Source organism: Bacteroidales bacterium (assembly GCA_014860575.1).
Lineage (GTDB): Bacteria > Bacteroidota > Bacteroidia > Bacteroidales > JAAYJT01 > JAAYJT01.
This window is the reverse complement of record JACZJK010000013.1, coordinates 1-14,904: the sequence shown is the minus strand read 5'-3', so window position 1 is coordinate 14,904 and position 14,904 is coordinate 1. Positions and strand designations below refer to the sequence as shown.

At 40.5% G+C, this 14,904-nt stretch carries 16 protein-coding genes and 1 pseudogene; 12 read left to right on the top strand and 5 right to left on the bottom strand.

Annotated elements, in window-relative coordinates:
• Positions 1-54: 54 nt before the first annotated feature.
• Positions 55-819 (bottom strand): potassium channel family protein, encoded by a 765-nt coding sequence (locus IH597_02735; GenBank protein MBE0661359.1) that lies wholly within the window; start codon positions 817-819, stop codon positions 55-57.
• 202 nt (positions 820-1,021) lie between these two features.
• Positions 1,022-1,804: a hypothetical protein gene (locus tag IH597_02730; GenBank protein ID MBE0661358.1), complete on the bottom strand. Its 783-nt coding sequence runs from the start codon at positions 1,802-1,804 to the stop codon at positions 1,022-1,024.
• An 803-nt stretch (positions 1,805-2,607) separates the two neighbouring features.
• On the opposite strand from IH597_02730, the gene IH597_02725 reads away from it, so the two are divergent.
• Together IH597_02725 and IH597_02720 are read left to right on the top strand one after the other, a co-directional pair.
• On the top strand, positions 2,608-3,522 hold the full coding sequence (locus tag IH597_02725) for a YihY/virulence factor BrkB family protein (GenBank protein ID MBE0661357.1): 915 nt from the start codon (positions 2,608-2,610) through the stop codon (positions 3,520-3,522).
• Positions 3,523-3,674: 152 nt separating this feature from the next.
• Entirely contained in the window at positions 3,675-3,971 is a 297-nt protein-coding gene (locus IH597_02720; GenBank protein ID MBE0661356.1) for a hypothetical protein, read from the top strand.
• Between the two features lie 11 nt (positions 3,972-3,982).
• Here the strand turns inward: IH597_02720 and IH597_02715 are convergent, their stop codons facing one another.
• Complete coding sequence (locus IH597_02715; GenBank protein ID MBE0661355.1) at positions 3,983-4,183, bottom strand: hypothetical protein; 201 nt, start codon at positions 4,181-4,183, stop codon at positions 3,983-3,985.
• 105 nt (positions 4,184-4,288) lie between these two features.
• The gene (locus tag IH597_02710; GenBank protein MBE0661354.1) at positions 4,289-5,194 is read right to left on the bottom strand and encodes a YihY/virulence factor BrkB family protein; all 906 of its coding nucleotides are present in this window, start codon (positions 5,192-5,194) and stop codon (positions 4,289-4,291) included.
• A 415-nt stretch (positions 5,195-5,609) separates the two neighbouring features.
• Between IH597_02710 and IH597_02705 the strand changes: the two genes are divergently transcribed.
• The 10 genes and pseudogenes from IH597_02705 (at position 5,610) to IH597_02660 (ending at position 14,662) form a co-directional block, all read left to right on the top strand.
• Positions 5,610-5,777 (top strand): DUF1328 domain-containing protein, encoded by a 168-nt coding sequence (locus IH597_02705; protein MBE0661353.1) that lies wholly within the window; start codon positions 5,610-5,612, stop codon positions 5,775-5,777.
• Positions 5,778-6,058: 281 nt separating this feature from the next.
• Positions 6,059-6,685: pseudogene (locus IH597_02700) on the top strand (intradiol ring-cleavage dioxygenase).
• Positions 6,686-7,216: 531 nt separating this feature from the next.
• Entirely contained in the window at positions 7,217-7,483 is a 267-nt protein-coding gene (locus IH597_02695; GenBank protein ID MBE0661352.1) for a hypothetical protein, read from the top strand.
• A 158-nt stretch (positions 7,484-7,641) separates the two neighbouring features.
• The gene (locus IH597_02690; protein ID MBE0661351.1) at positions 7,642-9,432 is read left to right on the top strand and encodes an anion permease; all 1,791 of its coding nucleotides are present in this window, start codon (positions 7,642-7,644) and stop codon (positions 9,430-9,432) included.
• Positions 9,433-9,471: 39 nt separating this feature from the next.
• Positions 9,472-10,920 (top strand): MBL fold metallo-hydrolase, encoded by a 1,449-nt coding sequence (locus IH597_02685; GenBank protein MBE0661350.1) that lies wholly within the window; start codon positions 9,472-9,474, stop codon positions 10,918-10,920.
• Positions 10,921-10,923: 3 nt separating this feature from the next.
• Positions 10,924-11,457, top strand: coding sequence for a YeeE/YedE family protein (locus IH597_02680; protein ID MBE0661349.1), 534 nt, complete (start codon positions 10,924-10,926; stop codon positions 11,455-11,457).
• 28 nt (positions 11,458-11,485) lie between these two features.
• Complete coding sequence (locus IH597_02675; protein MBE0661348.1) at positions 11,486-12,070, top strand: YeeE/YedE family protein; 585 nt, start codon at positions 11,486-11,488, stop codon at positions 12,068-12,070.
• Positions 12,071-12,078: 8 nt separating this feature from the next.
• Entirely contained in the window at positions 12,079-12,441 is a 363-nt protein-coding gene (locus tag IH597_02670; protein MBE0661347.1) for a DUF1622 domain-containing protein, read from the top strand.
• Between the two features lie 72 nt (positions 12,442-12,513).
• Positions 12,514-13,275 carry an SDR family oxidoreductase gene (locus IH597_02665; GenBank protein ID MBE0661346.1) on the top strand — a complete coding sequence of 254 codons (762 nt, stop codon included), beginning with the start codon at positions 12,514-12,516 and terminating at the stop codon, positions 13,273-13,275.
• A 79-nt stretch (positions 13,276-13,354) separates the two neighbouring features.
• Complete coding sequence (locus IH597_02660) at positions 13,355-14,662, top strand: DUF2254 domain-containing protein (protein MBE0661345.1); 1,308 nt, start codon at positions 13,355-13,357, stop codon at positions 14,660-14,662.
• Positions 14,663-14,794: 132 nt separating this feature from the next.
• On the opposite strand, the gene IH597_02655 is transcribed toward IH597_02660, so the two are convergent.
• The coding region (locus IH597_02655) for an IS4 family transposase (protein ID MBE0661344.1) at positions 14,795-14,904 on the bottom strand (110 nt) is incomplete at its 5' end.

Sequence of the window (14,904 nt, the reverse complement as noted above, 5' to 3'; positions counted from 1 at the left end):
AGAATAATACATAACTGCCATACGGTGGTAACATCAACAAATCTTACCAATCGCCTAATCTTTGCTCTGTTTTTCAATGATTGTACGAAGAGCAATGATTTCTGATTTCAATTCCTCTATTTCCTTCGATCCGGCAATCGGGGCGTCTTTTTCCTCGGCATCACGCCCGATGAAATAGGTGGCAAAAGTAGCAGTGAAATATCCAAAAATGCTAAATCCGAAAACGGCAATTAAAAAGCCTAATCCGCGTCCTTCAGGCGTTATGGGATTAAATTCGTTGCCGGCCGTTATCACCCGCATTGCGGTCCAATAGAGTGCAAGCCAATAATTGGTAAAGCCAGGGGTCGGATTTTCAAAAGCATACATTCCGGCGGCTCCGGCAAGGATTACAATCAAAGTAGTAATCATGACATAGCCAAAGGCACGCCGCTGCATGGTTTTGCCAAGGCTGCGCAGGCTTCTGTTAAGCGACGATACGATCCGCACAAGCCTTATCCCCCGCAGGCCGCGTAAAAGTCTGACAAAGCGAAGAACCCGAAATACACGCAATGCAGGAATAAACAGTGAAATGGCTGTTAGCCAGTTTTTTTTAAGAAATGAGCGTTTTTCAGGGGCTAGTGAAATCTTTATAATGAAATCAATGATAAAGATACCCCAGATACCATAGCTTATATATTCAAGCATCTTGTTGATTCCCCAGATCAACTCAACCACAAGCAGCACAAGCCAAACAAATCCCAGGAGAACCATCGGCCCTTCAAGAACTTGTTCTACCGATCTGAGCAGTCTTTTCCGTTCATTTACTATTTCACTTTTCATACGCACGATTTCAGAACCCACCTCAGAGAATTCAAATACTATTCCTGCAATTTGGTTTCAGATTGCATCTCTTCATTGACCAATATTATCATCTATTAAACAAATCTGATAAGGCGATTGATTGAACCATTTCATTTTGGCAGAATTTGAAGCATCTGTCTTAAATCACGAATTTTTAACAGAAAGCAAAAACAGACTTATATCAAGATGGTAAAAACGGAGAGTGCTTTCTGTTTTTGAATGCATGCCACAAAACAACCAACATTAATATTCCTGCGCCAATAAGTGCTGCAATGGCTATATCCGAATAAACATTCCAATGACGGACAGCAATGGCTATGAATGCCCAAATACCTACCACGGCCGATTCCCTGAGGTTTCGTGAAAACACCAGCCACAGATAAATTATGGATGCGATGCCAATCATAATGATCGTCCACATGCTTTCACTCAGAAAACCACCCTGCCAGTTTAAACTTACCAGAAACGCAGCCACATTGGAAACAGAAGCCACAATAATCCATCCCAGGTAAAGTGCAGCGGGCCACCAGATGAAGATGATTGTCCGTTTAGGTGCATCCCATATTTCAAGACGAAGACGCACGGTCAATACAATCAATGAAACCAACAACATGAAAATCAAAAGCACTGAAATTCCTATTGCTTCATTTAACCAGGCTACGATCCATAAACCATTGGCAATATTTGCAACGGAGAGCCAGAGACCAGTTTGTTTGATTTCTGATTCTTGTTTTAATATGTAGTAGCTGTACCATTGATAACAAACAAACATTATCAGGAACAAATATATCAGACCCCAGATGGCGAATGCATAACCATCCGGCGCAATCAGCGTGTTGTATTGCTTACTAACAGCTCCAACGGTTTTTCCATCAAAAACAGCAGCACCTGAAAGGCCGTTCATAATCAGTGCAAAAAGCAGTGATAGGGAGTTTAATAATAGGAGTGAAATGGGTTTTTTCATCATAAACTTAGGGAATTATTGTGCCTGCCTGTAAGTATGCTGGTTTCCGATAAGAAGTAAGTCGAATATAACATCTATAACTTTAGACAGAACACATTTGTAATCAGAATGTTTAACAACTATCCATCCTATTCATTCCACAGATAAATACCAGGTTAGATAGAGGATGTAGTTGAAACAGTTTTGGGTTTGTATGGCGTTTTCAATGGTTGGTGATGAGAACCAAAATTGGAAACAAAGCTTATCACCCCCACGTTAATAGAATGCTTATTAAAATACAGCATGGAAAATATTTGGTTTAACAATTGGGAAAGCAAATTCAGAACGAGTCACTTGTCTCTTGTTTCTAGTTTCTAGCGTCTTTAGACATGGAACTTTGAACTTCTCCCGGTGTAGTGATTTTACTATACAACTGTGGCTAATAATCCCCAAGTACGGATGACAAATATCCAAATGTGCAAGAAAACATTGTTTTTTTGAAATGAGTACTCGCCGATGATACTTATGTTGTTTTTGCTATAGGTATAGCATTGTGCAGGTGTTGACCCGATAAAATGGAATTTGAATCCACTACAGAGAATCCTGTTCAATAGTGACTCTTTCTATTCTTTAATGAATTAGCATTATGCAAGTTGAGCAAATTACCCTGACTTAACTTTGTTAGTTATTATCAATTTTTGTGATCGCACAGGAAACGGTTCGTTGATTACTTAGAACACATTGTGCACACAAAATCCTTTCAGGCAAAAAAGCACGATTACATTTGGAACACTTTTAGGAGTTGATAAAATAAACTGCATTTTATGACTACTGAAAAAAACACTACTAAATCTCGTTTCCGGTTTAAACACTTACCTTCTCTGATAAAAGAAACTGCAATTAACTGGAACAAAGATGATCCCTTTCGTATGAGTGCGGTTGTTGCATATTACGCCCTGTTGTCACTACCCGGACTTCTGGTGATCATATTCACCATGCTAAACTATTTTTGGGGAGCCGAAATAGTTGAAGGAGAAGTGTATGGCCAGATAGAATCGGCTATGGGGGCTTCTACAGCAGAATCTATCGAGGGAATTTTTAAAAAGGCGAGTGAGTCCCAAACAAATTGGTTGTCAGCAGTTATTGGGATTGCCGGACTTATATTTGGAGCAACAGGTGTTTTTTATCACCTTCAGATTTCCATTAACCGTATCTGGGATGTTAAATCTGATCCCAAAAGCGGAATTTTGAGATACCTTATTGATCGAACCAAAAGTTTTGGCTTTGTATTGATCATAGGATTTTTGTTGCTTGTAAGTTTTGTTATATCCTCTATCCTTACAGCAATGCAAGGCTATCTGGCCAACTGGCTTCCTGATGTAGCTGTATATTTTGTGTTAATTGGCGAATTCTTGATTTCCGTGGCTGTAGTCACAGTATTGTTTGCCCTGATATTTAAGTATTTGCCCGATATGAAAATAGCCTGGAGAAGCGTATGGGTTGGAGCATTTATTACGGCGATACTGTTTGCAATGGGCAAGGAAATACTCAGTTTTTATTTTGGGTATTCAAGTCCGGGAAATGTTTACGGAGCCGCTGGTTCGGTAATAATTATTTTGTCGTGGGTAACGTATAGTTGTCTGATCCTGTTTTTTGGAGCCGAGTTTACATGGGTATATACCAAACGCTATGGCTATAAAATGAGACCCAAAAGTCACGCTGTTATCGTCACTCAATAAATTGCCGTTGATGATGTTAGCGAGACTTCTGATGTGTTCAGAAAATGCTGGATTTTTAGTTTATTCTCCCGCACTTAATATGATGTTGAGTGGATCAATGTAATAGACAAAAACTAAGAAAATGAAACAATGTAAAAGCAGTTTAATATTACATGTTTACGAGCAAAAACTTCAGGACATGGGGAAGTACGGTAACAGCGATTAAGAGGTTCCCACATGCAAAATTGCGGGTAGAAGAAAATCCCCGCCTGAAACTTCGAAAGGCAATTGTTAAAGAGGTTGCTGGAGTTTTAAACAACACCGTGAGTGTTTGCGAAAAATACTATATACATCCTGAGGTGCTGGATGCCCTGGATAATATTCGATTTTCACCGAAAAGGTATAAGCTGGAAGATAAACCGGAAGCGTTTGATTTTGAGGAAAAAGTCGTTCTGGCCATCATTGATTAGCCTTTGAGTAACTAAGACTTCTTTGAACGCATCATAACCAGGCCAATAATTAACAGTATAACACTGATTATAACAGGAGTCCAGTTTGCCGAACTTACAGCAATATCTAAACCAAGGATGCTAAATGACTCCGAATCATTAATGGCCTGAATACCAAAAACAAGAGTTCCAACAATTCCTAAAATCAGAATAATAATTCCTGCGATTCTCATAATAATTTATTTTTAAATGTTTACCCAATTGAATGTAATGTATTAACGGATTAGTAATACAAAAGTTTTTTGTTTCTGAATTGATACCGCCATCCACTTTGCCTTTTATTCACTGCTCACCTCATTAATTTCAACTCTGACCGCAAAATCTTTAGGCTTTATAGTATGTGAATACATTTCCGCATATTGTTGGGTAATTTCCGCACCAAAGAAGAATATCAGCGAAGAATAAAACACCCATAACAGAATCACCACCAATGATCCGGCGGCTCCATATATTGAACTGATATTCGTACTACCAATGCCGAAACTGATCAGGGCCTTTCCAATTATAAACAAAAACGTTGTTATCAATGCCCCAATCCAGGTTACCCTCCATTTAATATGAACATCAGGCAAAAAGCGATAGATCATCGCAAAAATTACCCAAATAATGCCAAAGGACAGAATAAAATTACCCGCCTCAATTAACAAAATGGTGAAGTCGGGGAAGCGATCGTGCATAAAATCCTGAAACAGCGATAAAGCCGCATCAATAATTAGCGACACCAGCATAATGAAACCCAGGCTCAGTATCAGCCCGAAAGATATAAGCCTGTCGTAGAGAGTTTTTAGAAAATTGTGTTTTGGTTTTGCACGTATGCCCCAAATATCATTGAGCGACTTTTGAAGCACGGTGAAAAAAGTGGTAGATATAAAAATGAAGATGACAAATCCGACAATGGTCGCAATAATATTAGTTCGTTTGTTCTGGAAATTTTCAACAATACTCTGGATATACTCAGTGCTTTGATTCCCTAAAAAGCTATTTATTTCATCAAAAAGTTTTGCCTGAATTTGTTCCTGCCCGAGTAAAAGCCCTGCAACTGACACTATAATAATTATTAAAGGAGCCATTGCAAAAACAGCAAAGAACGCTGTAGTACCTGCCAGCTGTACCGGATTATCCTTCCTGTATTTTCTTGCTGCAAGCTTTAATAATCTTAACACCTGCCTGAGATTTTCCTTCATAGCCATTCAATCTTTTCGCCGGGAGATTCAAATAAGATGCCAGTAATTCAATGGCCCGAACCAATTCATCTCGACATTACGAGGCACTATTAAGCGCTCGTGCTGAACCTGTCAGTCTCAGGTTACTTCAATTTATATGCATTCTCAAGGCAAAAATGACCTCAGCTGAAAGTTCAAATAAATATGTAATGTGTAATTACAGACAACACAATGAAAATCACGAAATTGTTCTTATCCGGATATCAGGTTGGGTCAGAATTTTAATAATAATTCTCTGTTTATAACATAGCTTTCGGGAATTAAGATTTTCATTTTGGTTCAAATGTTGTATTTCAGGTGATTTACCCGGCTTAACTGAAAACAATCTTCAGGCTGGGTGAATGAAACCATTTTTTTAACTTAAAACCAATGAATTATGTTACGATGGATTATAACTTTTCTGGTGATTGCATTGATTGCAGCATTATTCGGTTTTGGTGGTATAGCCGCCGGAGCGGCATCAATTGCTAAAATTCTATTTTTTATCTTCCTTGCATTACTCATTATCAGCATTATAGCTGGAGCAGTGAGAGGATTTAAATAAAGAGAGAATTTTGTAGAAATATCTATCCGGAGCCTATTAATGGATCGCATGATTTAATATCGTGTGATCCATTTTTTTTCCCTGGTGACTGGGCAATAGAAAGAAAGATGTAGAGAAATATACTCATTTAGTTCATCCTGGCCCGGAAACTTTTTCCACATTGATTATGGTTTCAAGGCAAACCTTCTGAGATATCAGATATCACCAGCATACTCTCCCTGGTTAATCGAACTTAAATTAGATTAGTTAGTTTTATTAACGACGCATTAAATTTAAGAGAAATGAAACGAATATTAACAGCAATACTTGTAACGTTTTTAATGTCTTCGTGTGCGAATTCTCAAAATCAAGATGCCCGTAGGCTGGTTGGCGGCTGCGAGGGCTGTGAAGCAATTTTTGAATATGGTGACAGGAAGTTAACAACTACAGATACTTTACCCGACTTTCACAAGCGAGGGATTAAAATAAAAGTTGAAGGAACAATTTACCTGAACGATGGAAAAACTCCTGCTGAAAATGTCATTCTTTATGCATATCACACAAATCTGGAAGGATATTATGCTCAGGAAGAAGATGCAAAAGGCTGGTGTAGAAGGCACGGTTATAACAGGGGCTGGGTCAAAACGGATGAAAATGGATACTATGCGTTTTAAACCCTGAAACCTGTTCCATACCCCGACATGTCTGAACCTGCCCATATCCATGCTACGATTCTTGAGCCGGATGGAAAATATTACTGGCTCAGTGATTACTATTTTGAAGGAGATAGCCTGCTATCAAACGAAGAAATTAACCCCCACTCACCCAGAGGAGGTACATCAGGACTGCTAACTTGGAGCAAGAAAGGAGATGTTTTGGTTGGAACCAGGGATATCGTTTTAGGTCAGAATATTCCTGACTACAAATAAAGCATTCATTATATTATCCCATCAACAATTCTCTTTGTTTTTATTCGCACTCATTTCGCTAAGTTAACGAACAGCGATTTCAGAAGTGCCCTCCTAACTTCGAAAATCTTAATTCCCTGTCCACCCAATTGTTGCTAATGCCTTTGCAGGCGGGTTAATCCCTGTTATGCGTGCTTACAGATTATCGGAACAAGTTAAGCATCACTCACTTCGTGTACACAACATTGGGTTTTTGATGGTTATTCCTGTATTCTGATATACAACAGATTCGGTAAATCTTAATAGGAAGTAGCACGCAAATCCCAAAACTATTTTATTATAAATGTAAGAATTATGTAAATAAAGCTCAAAATTATGTAACGCTTTACAGATCAGATATAATCATTTTTGTAACGTATTAGTCCTGAAAAAAATAAAATCTGGCGTTTCTCAGGATTGGTTGCCGTGAAAGTTTTGCAATCCTTTCAACAGAGCGGGTTTTGAACGAAAAAGCAGAACGAAAAAATAATCTGACTATCAAATTTGAATACTATGAAAACATTTAATCAAAACGATGCTAAGCGAATAGGGAAAGATCTCCATGTCAACTGGAAGGAAATTAATCTGAGCGAGTTTACAAGAGGGCTAAATGTTGAACTTGAGCATGGATCAAAAGATCCGCAAACCAATGTCACCAATAATGACGGGAAATTGACCGGAGAAATAGCATGGGCTCATTTAAAGGAGTTTCCTGATTATTATACCAGGCTTGCCAAAATGGAAGAAGAGGCTAAAGCGCATTTTAAAAAGCCTGAATGAAAACAGCATTTGTGAACGATTTATATGGAGAGCTATTGTCAGGTTAAAGAGCTTTGAAAATTAGGCGGTGCTTGTTTACCTAGTATTGTAATTTTCATAATTATCTGGCGCGTGCCTGGGCAATGCAGTTAATTTGATTCTCAGAACTAACAAAAATAATGGATTCAGGTATTATTATAGTTTTGATCATCCTGAGTGTAACAGTAGTAATGCTGGTACTAGATGTAGTCCGCATTGATATTGTTGCCATTGGCTGTATGCTGGCGTTGGGGTGGACCGGAATTTTAAATCCGCAGGAAATGTTTTCGGGGTTTTCAAGTAATGCCGTCATTGCCATGCTAAGCGTGATGATTCTGGGACGGGGCATTGCCCGCACAGGTATTATGGACAAATTTTCAAAATTTATTATCAGCAAGGCCGGCAATCGCAAACGTAACCTTGTCGGTTTGCTTTCTATCTCAGCGGGTATTTTGTCGGGTTTAATTCAAAATATTGGCGCAGCTGCACTCTTTCTGCCCGGAATTATGCAAGTTTCGCGGCGTACGAAGATTCCCGCATCATCGCTTATTATGCCGATTGGTTTTGCAGCCATACTAGGTGGAACACTTACCATGGTTGGCTCGGGGCCGCTTATCTTGGTAAATGACCTGTTAAGAAATGAAGGCCATGAAGCATACAACTTATTTAGCGTAACTCCTATTGGAATTGCACTGTTGTTCTCAGGCATTGGTTATTTTTTGCTGTTCGGAAGTAAAATTTTACCTAAGAAAAAAGTTGACGAAAAAGAGAAAACAGAGCAGGAAAAGCTGGTTGAGAAACTTGATCTACCACACAACATCAAGCTGCTAAGCATAACGAGTAGAAGCTCACTTGCTGGAAAAACAACAGAGGAGTCAGGTGTTTGGAAAACCTATCATGTCAATCTGTTAGGTGTAGGAAAGGGGGATGATGTGGTTTACGCTCCCTGGCGTGAAACCAAATTTGAGAATGGGCAGACGCTTGCTGTTTTGGGTTCTGACGAGAAAATTGAGCAGTTTTCAAAAGACTTTCAGCTTGAAGATCTCTCAGCGTCTCGCTTTTTCTCTGATGATTTGAACCCCGATGTTAGCGGTTTTGCCGAAGTAATTATTCCTCCGGGTTCAGAACTCGCCGGGAAATGCATAAGAGAATATTCTTTAAGAAAGCGCTACGCAGTTGAGCCACTTATACTATTCAACAATGGCGAAAGAGTGGAAGGAGATTTTTCGGATGTGGAAATCAGTGCTGGCGACACCCTCATTGTTTACGGCAGTTGGGTCAAAATTAAAGAAATGAAAGAAAGTGCTGATTTTGTTGTGCTCACCGGCTTTAATGTGGATAAAAAGGATAAGTCGAAGACATGGCAGGCAGTTGGCTGCTTTGTTTTTGCCATTACCCTTGCAATGGTTGGCTTTCCTATTTCAATGGCTTTTCTTACCGGAGCACTTTGTTTGGTTCTTACACGTGTACTGAAAATCGGAGAAGCTTATGAGGCTATTGAATGGAAAGTGGTGTTTCTGCTGGCAGGATTAATTCCATTGGGTGTGGCCATGCAAAAAACCGGCGCTGCCATGTTCCTTGCCGAATCAATCATGAGTGTAGTTATTGATTTACACCCTGCTTTCATCGTACTGATGGTTGGGGTGTTGTCAACTGTTTTTTCATTGTTTATGTCGAATGTAGGAGCAATCGTAGTGCTGGCGCCACTGGTTATAGGTATGGCAGGTATTGCTAAAATGGACCCAAGACCACTTGTACTTATGGCAGCTGTTTGTGCAGCAAACTCATTTATACTGCCCACACATCAGGTGAACGCTTTTCTCATGTCGTCGGGTGGGTATCGCAATGCTGATTATTTAAAAGCCGGTAGTGGAATGACCATCCTTTTCCTGACAATTACAGTTTCACTATTCTATTTTTTTATCATCTAATCAAACAAAATATTATAATAACCTGTAAAAACAAATACTATGCTGATTAAACATTTTTTTATCAACAAGATTGCGCACAGTTCATACATTCTGGCCGGATCAGATGTTTGTGCAGTTATTGACCCACAACGCGACATTGATGTTTACATAGATGAGGCGCGTTCGCTGGGAGTAGTAATCACCCATATCCTGCAAACCCATCTGCACGCCGATTTTGTTTCGGGGCATATGGACCTCGCAGAGAAAACAGGGGCTAAAATCTATGTGGCCAAATCGGCCAAATGCTCTTTTGATCATGTGGCGTTAAGCGAGGGTGACACCATAGAGATAGAAGACATCGTTATTAAAGTGCTGGAAACTCCCGGCCACACGCCTGAGCATCTGTGCTTTGTGGTGGTAGATACAACTCGCGGCGAAGACCCTGTATGTGCCTTTGTGGGCGACACCCTGTTTGTTGGCGATGTAGGGCGTCCCGACCTTTTCCCCGATATGGCCGAAGAACTTGCCGGTAAATTGTACCACAGCCTGTTTGATAAGATTTTAAAACTTCCCGACTTCTGCGAAGTACTGCCTGCTCATGGTGCCGGGTCCCTTTGCGGAAGGGCAATGGGTGCTAAATGGCGCTCAACCATCGGATATGAAAGAAAATACAACGAAGTATTGCAAATCAGGGATAAGGAGGAGTTCATCAGGTCGCTTACAACAGATATGCCCGTTGCCCCTGACCACTTCAGCCGTTGCAGCGAAATTAACAGAAGAGGGCCTGTACTGGTTTCAGAGCTACCCCGCATGAAAGAGCTTAATGCGGAAGCCTTCAAAGAAATGATTGATAAAGAAAAAATTGCGATTGTTGATACCCGCAGCTACCTTGCCTTTGGCAGCCAGCATATTCCCGGTTCGTGGAGCCTCGACATCAATGGTAACCTGCCCACATTTGCCGGATGGGTTCTGCCACTTAAAAAAGACTTGCTGGTGGTATCAGACAGTTTTGAAGAAGCTGAAGAAACCAATGTCTGGCTCAGGCATGTTGGTCAGGATCGTGTAGTGGGTTATCTGGATGGCGGTATGGCTGGGTGGGCAGTAAAAGGATATATAACCAACCATATTACCGTAATTTCAGCGGAAGATTTGCACGATAAAATGAATGGCTCGTCAAAATTTGTATTACTCGATGTGAGAGCCTCACAGGAGTTTGAAGACAGCCATATTGAAGGTGCCATTAATATTCCTGTGGCCGATTTGCGTGAAAAGCACACTGAACTAAAAAAGGAGGATGCCATTATTCTGATTTGCAGTTCGGGGAATCGAAGTAGCTTGGGAGTGAGTATTTTGGGGCAACACGGGTTTACCAACCTTTACAATGTTGCGGGAGGCGTGACTGGATATAGCGCAGCCGGATATACCAAACAGTGCAATGTTTGTCAGGTTCCACACGGCTCAAGGTTTTATTCAATGATAGATGAAGTGAAAACACATTTCAAACAATAAAATATGGAAACACTTACTTCGGTTCTTTCAGATACCTACTGGTCGCCCTATGTAGTTGGCGCAGGCATTGGGATTTTGAGCTGGCTAAGTTTTTTAATATCGGGCAAACCCATTGCCACTTCCACCACTTTTGCCCGTACCGGGGGTATGCTTGAAAATATTATTACAGGAGGAAAAGCAGATCAAAGGCCCTACTATAAAAAGATTAAACTCAAGTTAAACTGGCAGTGGATGCTGGTTATAGGGGTTGTTTTAGGGTCATTCTTGTCAGCCATCATCTCAGGCGATTTTCAGGTGGGTGTGTGGGTGCCATCTCTCTGGGATTCTGCTTTTGGCGATAGCGCAGTCCTAAGGGTCCTTGTTGCTGTGGCCGGGGGTGCTATTCTAGGCTTCGGTGCGCGCTTTGCCGGTGGATGCACCAGTGGGCACGGTATTAGTGGCACACTCCAACTTGCCGTTTCGAGTCGGGTTTCGGCCATCTTCTTTTTTGTAGGCGGAATTATCGCTGCCCATATCATTTATTATGTAATTGCATAACTCAAACCAGGTTATTATGAATTCAAAAATGCAAGTTTCAGAAACAACCCAAGAGGCAAAGGAAATAGCAGAAGTTGAAGATAGAAGACCCTTATTCTTTGGTTTAGGTTTTGGTATCCTGTTCGGCTTTCTGCTGCATAAGGGCGGAGCTACCAAATACGATGTGATTGTAGGCCAATTGCTGCTCACCGACTTTACAGTTTTGCAAATTATGCTTTCGGCAGTTGTTGTAGGTATGATTGGGGTATATTTTATGAAATCGCTGGGCTGGATCAGGCTGTCGCTGAAGAGTGGCTCTGTGGGCAAAAATGTGCTTGGCGCCCTTATTTTTGGGGTGGGTTTTGCCGTGCTTGGCTATTGCCCCGGAACTATTGCCGGTGCCATTGGAAACGGGTATCTGGATGCCATAGTTGGTGGACTGGCCGGTATAATTCTGGGCACCTGGATTTTTGCTGTTATGTACCCCAAACTAAAAGATGGTATCTTGAAAAAAGGAGATTTCGGCAATATTACCCTTCCGCGTCTGTTAAAGGTGAACGATTGGGTGGTGGTTGTGCCTGCAGTTGTCATTATAGTGCTGTTACTGTATTGGATTGAGAAAGCTGGTTATTAAAACTTACTATGATAACTCATCTTAAAACAATTTTTGAGTATCTGTACATTGTCATTGGCAGCTTTGGTGTAGCAATAATTGTATGGGGAGTAGTATTAACCGTTTACAGGTTGTTGAAGCTGGAGTTCAGCAGGGTGAAACAGAAGTCAATATACCGTGAGAGGGAAGCGATGCGCCATAAGTTTGCTACTTATCTGTTACTCGCGTTGGAGTTTCTGATTGCGGCTGATATTATAGCAACAGTAATACATCCAGAATTTGAGGAGATTGCAATTCTAGCCAGCACCGTGGCTATCAGAACAGTGGTCAGTTACTTTCTGGAGAAAGAAATTGAGAAATTTAATACATCCGAAAAAATGACACCGGAATAATTTTAAATTCTTTAAGCATCCCTGAATAGGGTTGCTGTTTAACTAACATATTGTAAACTTAAAAGCAAAACGATGAAACGACTTGAAAACAAATCGGTAGTAATAACAGGAGGAGCAGGTGGAATAGGTAAGGCTACCGCCAAAAAAATGATTAAAGAAGGGGCAAAGGTTTTAATTACCGACCTGGATCAAGAAGCGCTGAAGATAGTTTCAGAAGAAATAAATTCAGCTGATTTATTTTACATCGCAGCCGATGTTACGGATGAAAACCAGGTTAAGAACTATGCCCAGAAGGCAAAGGAACTTTTCGGACATGTTGATGTATTTTTCAATAATGCCGGGATTGAAGGTGAAGTGAAACCGCTGGAAGAATATCCCCTGGATGTATATCATAAAATTATTGAGGTGAATATAAACGGCGTTTATTATGGATTGCGTCATATGTTTCCTTTGATGAAGGAAAAGGGTGGGTCAGTGATTATAACCTCTTCGGTTGCAGGAATGGCCGGAACAGCAAATGTGCTGCCGTATGTAACAAGTAAGCATGCCATTATAGGTATGATGCGTTCGGCCGCACTGGAGGGTGCACCTTATAAAATCAGGGTAAATACAATTAATCCCTCCCCTGTGGACAACAGAATGATGCGCTCGCTGGAAGAAGGTTTTGCCCCGGGAGAAGCCAAGGCAGCGAAAGAAGATTTTGAGAAATCCATTCCACTTGGGCGCTATGCCACAAATGACGAAATTGCAGAATTAGCAGTATTTCTGGCCTGCGATGAAAGCAGTTTCATTACCGGAACCATAAATCCTATTGATGGTGGTATGACTGCATAAATAAATAATTTCTGTTAGTGCTCAATTGCCCATAATGTTTTACACAAGGCATTTTGGAATTTAATTTAATCAGAAAAGGATGAGAAAACCACAATATTTATTGGAAAAACTCAATGCAAGCTTTTGGTTTATACCCATACTGATGCTATTAATTACCATAGGCTCGGCCATTGGTTTTATTTACCTTGATAGTCGGATCCAATTACCTAACGATGGTGTTTTACGGTATCTGTTACCGGCAAGTGTTGATTCTGCAAAAAGCATACTCACCATCATAGCCGGGGCAATGATGGGTGTTGCGGGTACTGTTTTCTCCATTACGCTTGTGGTGCTTACGCTTGCATCTTCTCAGCTGGGTTCCCGCCTGGTAAGAAATTTTATGTATGATAAACTTAATCAGGTGGTTTTGGGAACCTATGTTTCTTCTTTTGTGTACTGCCTGATCGTATTGAGCTCTCTCAAGGAAAATGATAGTTTTAATTTTGTTCCGGCAATTTCAGTTCTTGCTGCCCTTGCATCTGCTATTGCAGGAATTATCCTGCTCATTATATTTATTCATCATGTTTCCATGAGTATTCAGTCCGACAAAGTGATCTCTGATATTTCTGCAGCTATGTCAAAGAGCATCCAAAAGCTCTTTCCGGAAGGAATTGGCCAGGGAGAAGAGAAGCAGGCTCCCGATATCAGCTTTCTGAAACAATCGTATAATTTCATTAAGGAGGTTCGGTGCAAAAGCAGTGGTTATTTGCAATCTGTTGACGGGCAAGGGCTGATAAATTTCGCACAAGACAAAGACTGCATAATTATTTTGCATCAGCGCCCAGGCAACTTTTTGGTTCAGGACATGGTACTTTGCGAAGCTCTTTGCAATGAAGAATTTGATATAGAAATGCAGGAAGAGATACAGGATCATTTCATTATCGGGAAAGTCAGAACTCCTTTGCAGGATGCTGAATTTTCAATTCATCAAATGGTTGAAGTTGCTGCAAGGGCATTATCTCCCGGAGTGAACGACCCATACACCGCTATTGCCTGTATTGATAACTTGACTTCTGTGATGTGCTATCTTACCGGGGTAGAGTTTCCCTCTCCTTACCGTTACGACTTGAAGGGCAAACTAAGGGTAATTGCCGTTAATCACTCTTTTTCCGGGATGCTTAATGCAGCTTTTAATCAAATCCGGCAATATGGTGAAGGTAGTCCTTCAGTTATGATAAGACTCATGGAGGCAATGACAACTTTAAGCACCTTCGCAAGAAATAAACAGCAACGGGAATTCATCCTCCAACATGCCAAAATGATCTTGAAAGCTTCTGAGAAAACATTTTCTGAAAAACGGGATATTGAGGACATAAAAAGAAGATTTAAAAATTTAAAAGAAAAGTAATCATACAATTAGTTGTACTGGTTGGAGATACTGCAGATATAACAGCTGCGTCAATCCACCTAATCAACCTGATAACAGAGATGTTCACAAATTATAAGCTTTCACTAGTGTCCCATTAAAATTGGGACGCTATTAAAAATTAAACAAATTTGGCTCATTAAGCCTAAATCGTTCTTTGTCATTTTGAAATTTAGTTCTATGGAATAGGTCACGAAGATGCGTTTTATCGGTTAATGATATAC

Excerpts from the sequence above, each read along its gene's own strand:
- IH597_02670 (MBE0661347.1), top strand. The coding sequence starts at position 12,079 with ATGATAACTCATCTTAAAACAATTTTTGAGTATCTGTACATTGTCATT.
- IH597_02720 (MBE0661356.1), top strand. The coding sequence starts at position 3,675 with ATGTTTACGAGCAAAAACTTCAGGACATGGGGAAGTACGGTAACAGCG.
- IH597_02680 (MBE0661349.1), top strand. The coding sequence starts at position 10,924 with ATGGAAACACTTACTTCGGTTCTTTCAGATACCTACTGGTCGCCCTAT.
- IH597_02735 (MBE0661359.1), bottom strand. The coding sequence starts at position 819 with ATGAAAAGTGAAATAGTAAATGAACGGAAAAGACTGCTCAGATCGGTA.
- IH597_02730 (MBE0661358.1), bottom strand. The coding sequence starts at position 1,804 with ATGAAAAAACCCATTTCACTCCTATTATTAAACTCCCTATCACTGCTT.
- IH597_02725 (MBE0661357.1), top strand. The coding sequence starts at position 2,608 with ATGACTACTGAAAAAAACACTACTAAATCTCGTTTCCGGTTTAAACAC.
- IH597_02705 (MBE0661353.1), top strand. The coding sequence starts at position 5,610 with ATGTTACGATGGATTATAACTTTTCTGGTGATTGCATTGATTGCAGCA.
- IH597_02660 (MBE0661345.1), top strand. The coding sequence starts at position 13,355 with ATGAGAAAACCACAATATTTATTGGAAAAACTCAATGCAAGCTTTTGG.
- IH597_02665 (MBE0661346.1), top strand. The coding sequence starts at position 12,514 with ATGAAACGACTTGAAAACAAATCGGTAGTAATAACAGGAGGAGCAGGT.
- IH597_02695 (MBE0661352.1), top strand. The coding sequence starts at position 7,217 with ATGAAAACATTTAATCAAAACGATGCTAAGCGAATAGGGAAAGATCTC.
- IH597_02690 (MBE0661351.1), top strand. The coding sequence starts at position 7,642 with ATGGATTCAGGTATTATTATAGTTTTGATCATCCTGAGTGTAACAGTA.
- IH597_02710 (MBE0661354.1), bottom strand. The coding sequence starts at position 5,194 with ATGAAGGAAAATCTCAGGCAGGTGTTAAGATTATTAAAGCTTGCAGCA.
- IH597_02675 (MBE0661348.1), top strand. The coding sequence starts at position 11,486 with ATGCAAGTTTCAGAAACAACCCAAGAGGCAAAGGAAATAGCAGAAGTT.
- IH597_02715 (MBE0661355.1), bottom strand. The coding sequence starts at position 4,183 with ATGAGAATCGCAGGAATTATTATTCTGATTTTAGGAATTGTTGGAACT.
- IH597_02685 (MBE0661350.1), top strand. The coding sequence starts at position 9,472 with ATGCTGATTAAACATTTTTTTATCAACAAGATTGCGCACAGTTCATAC.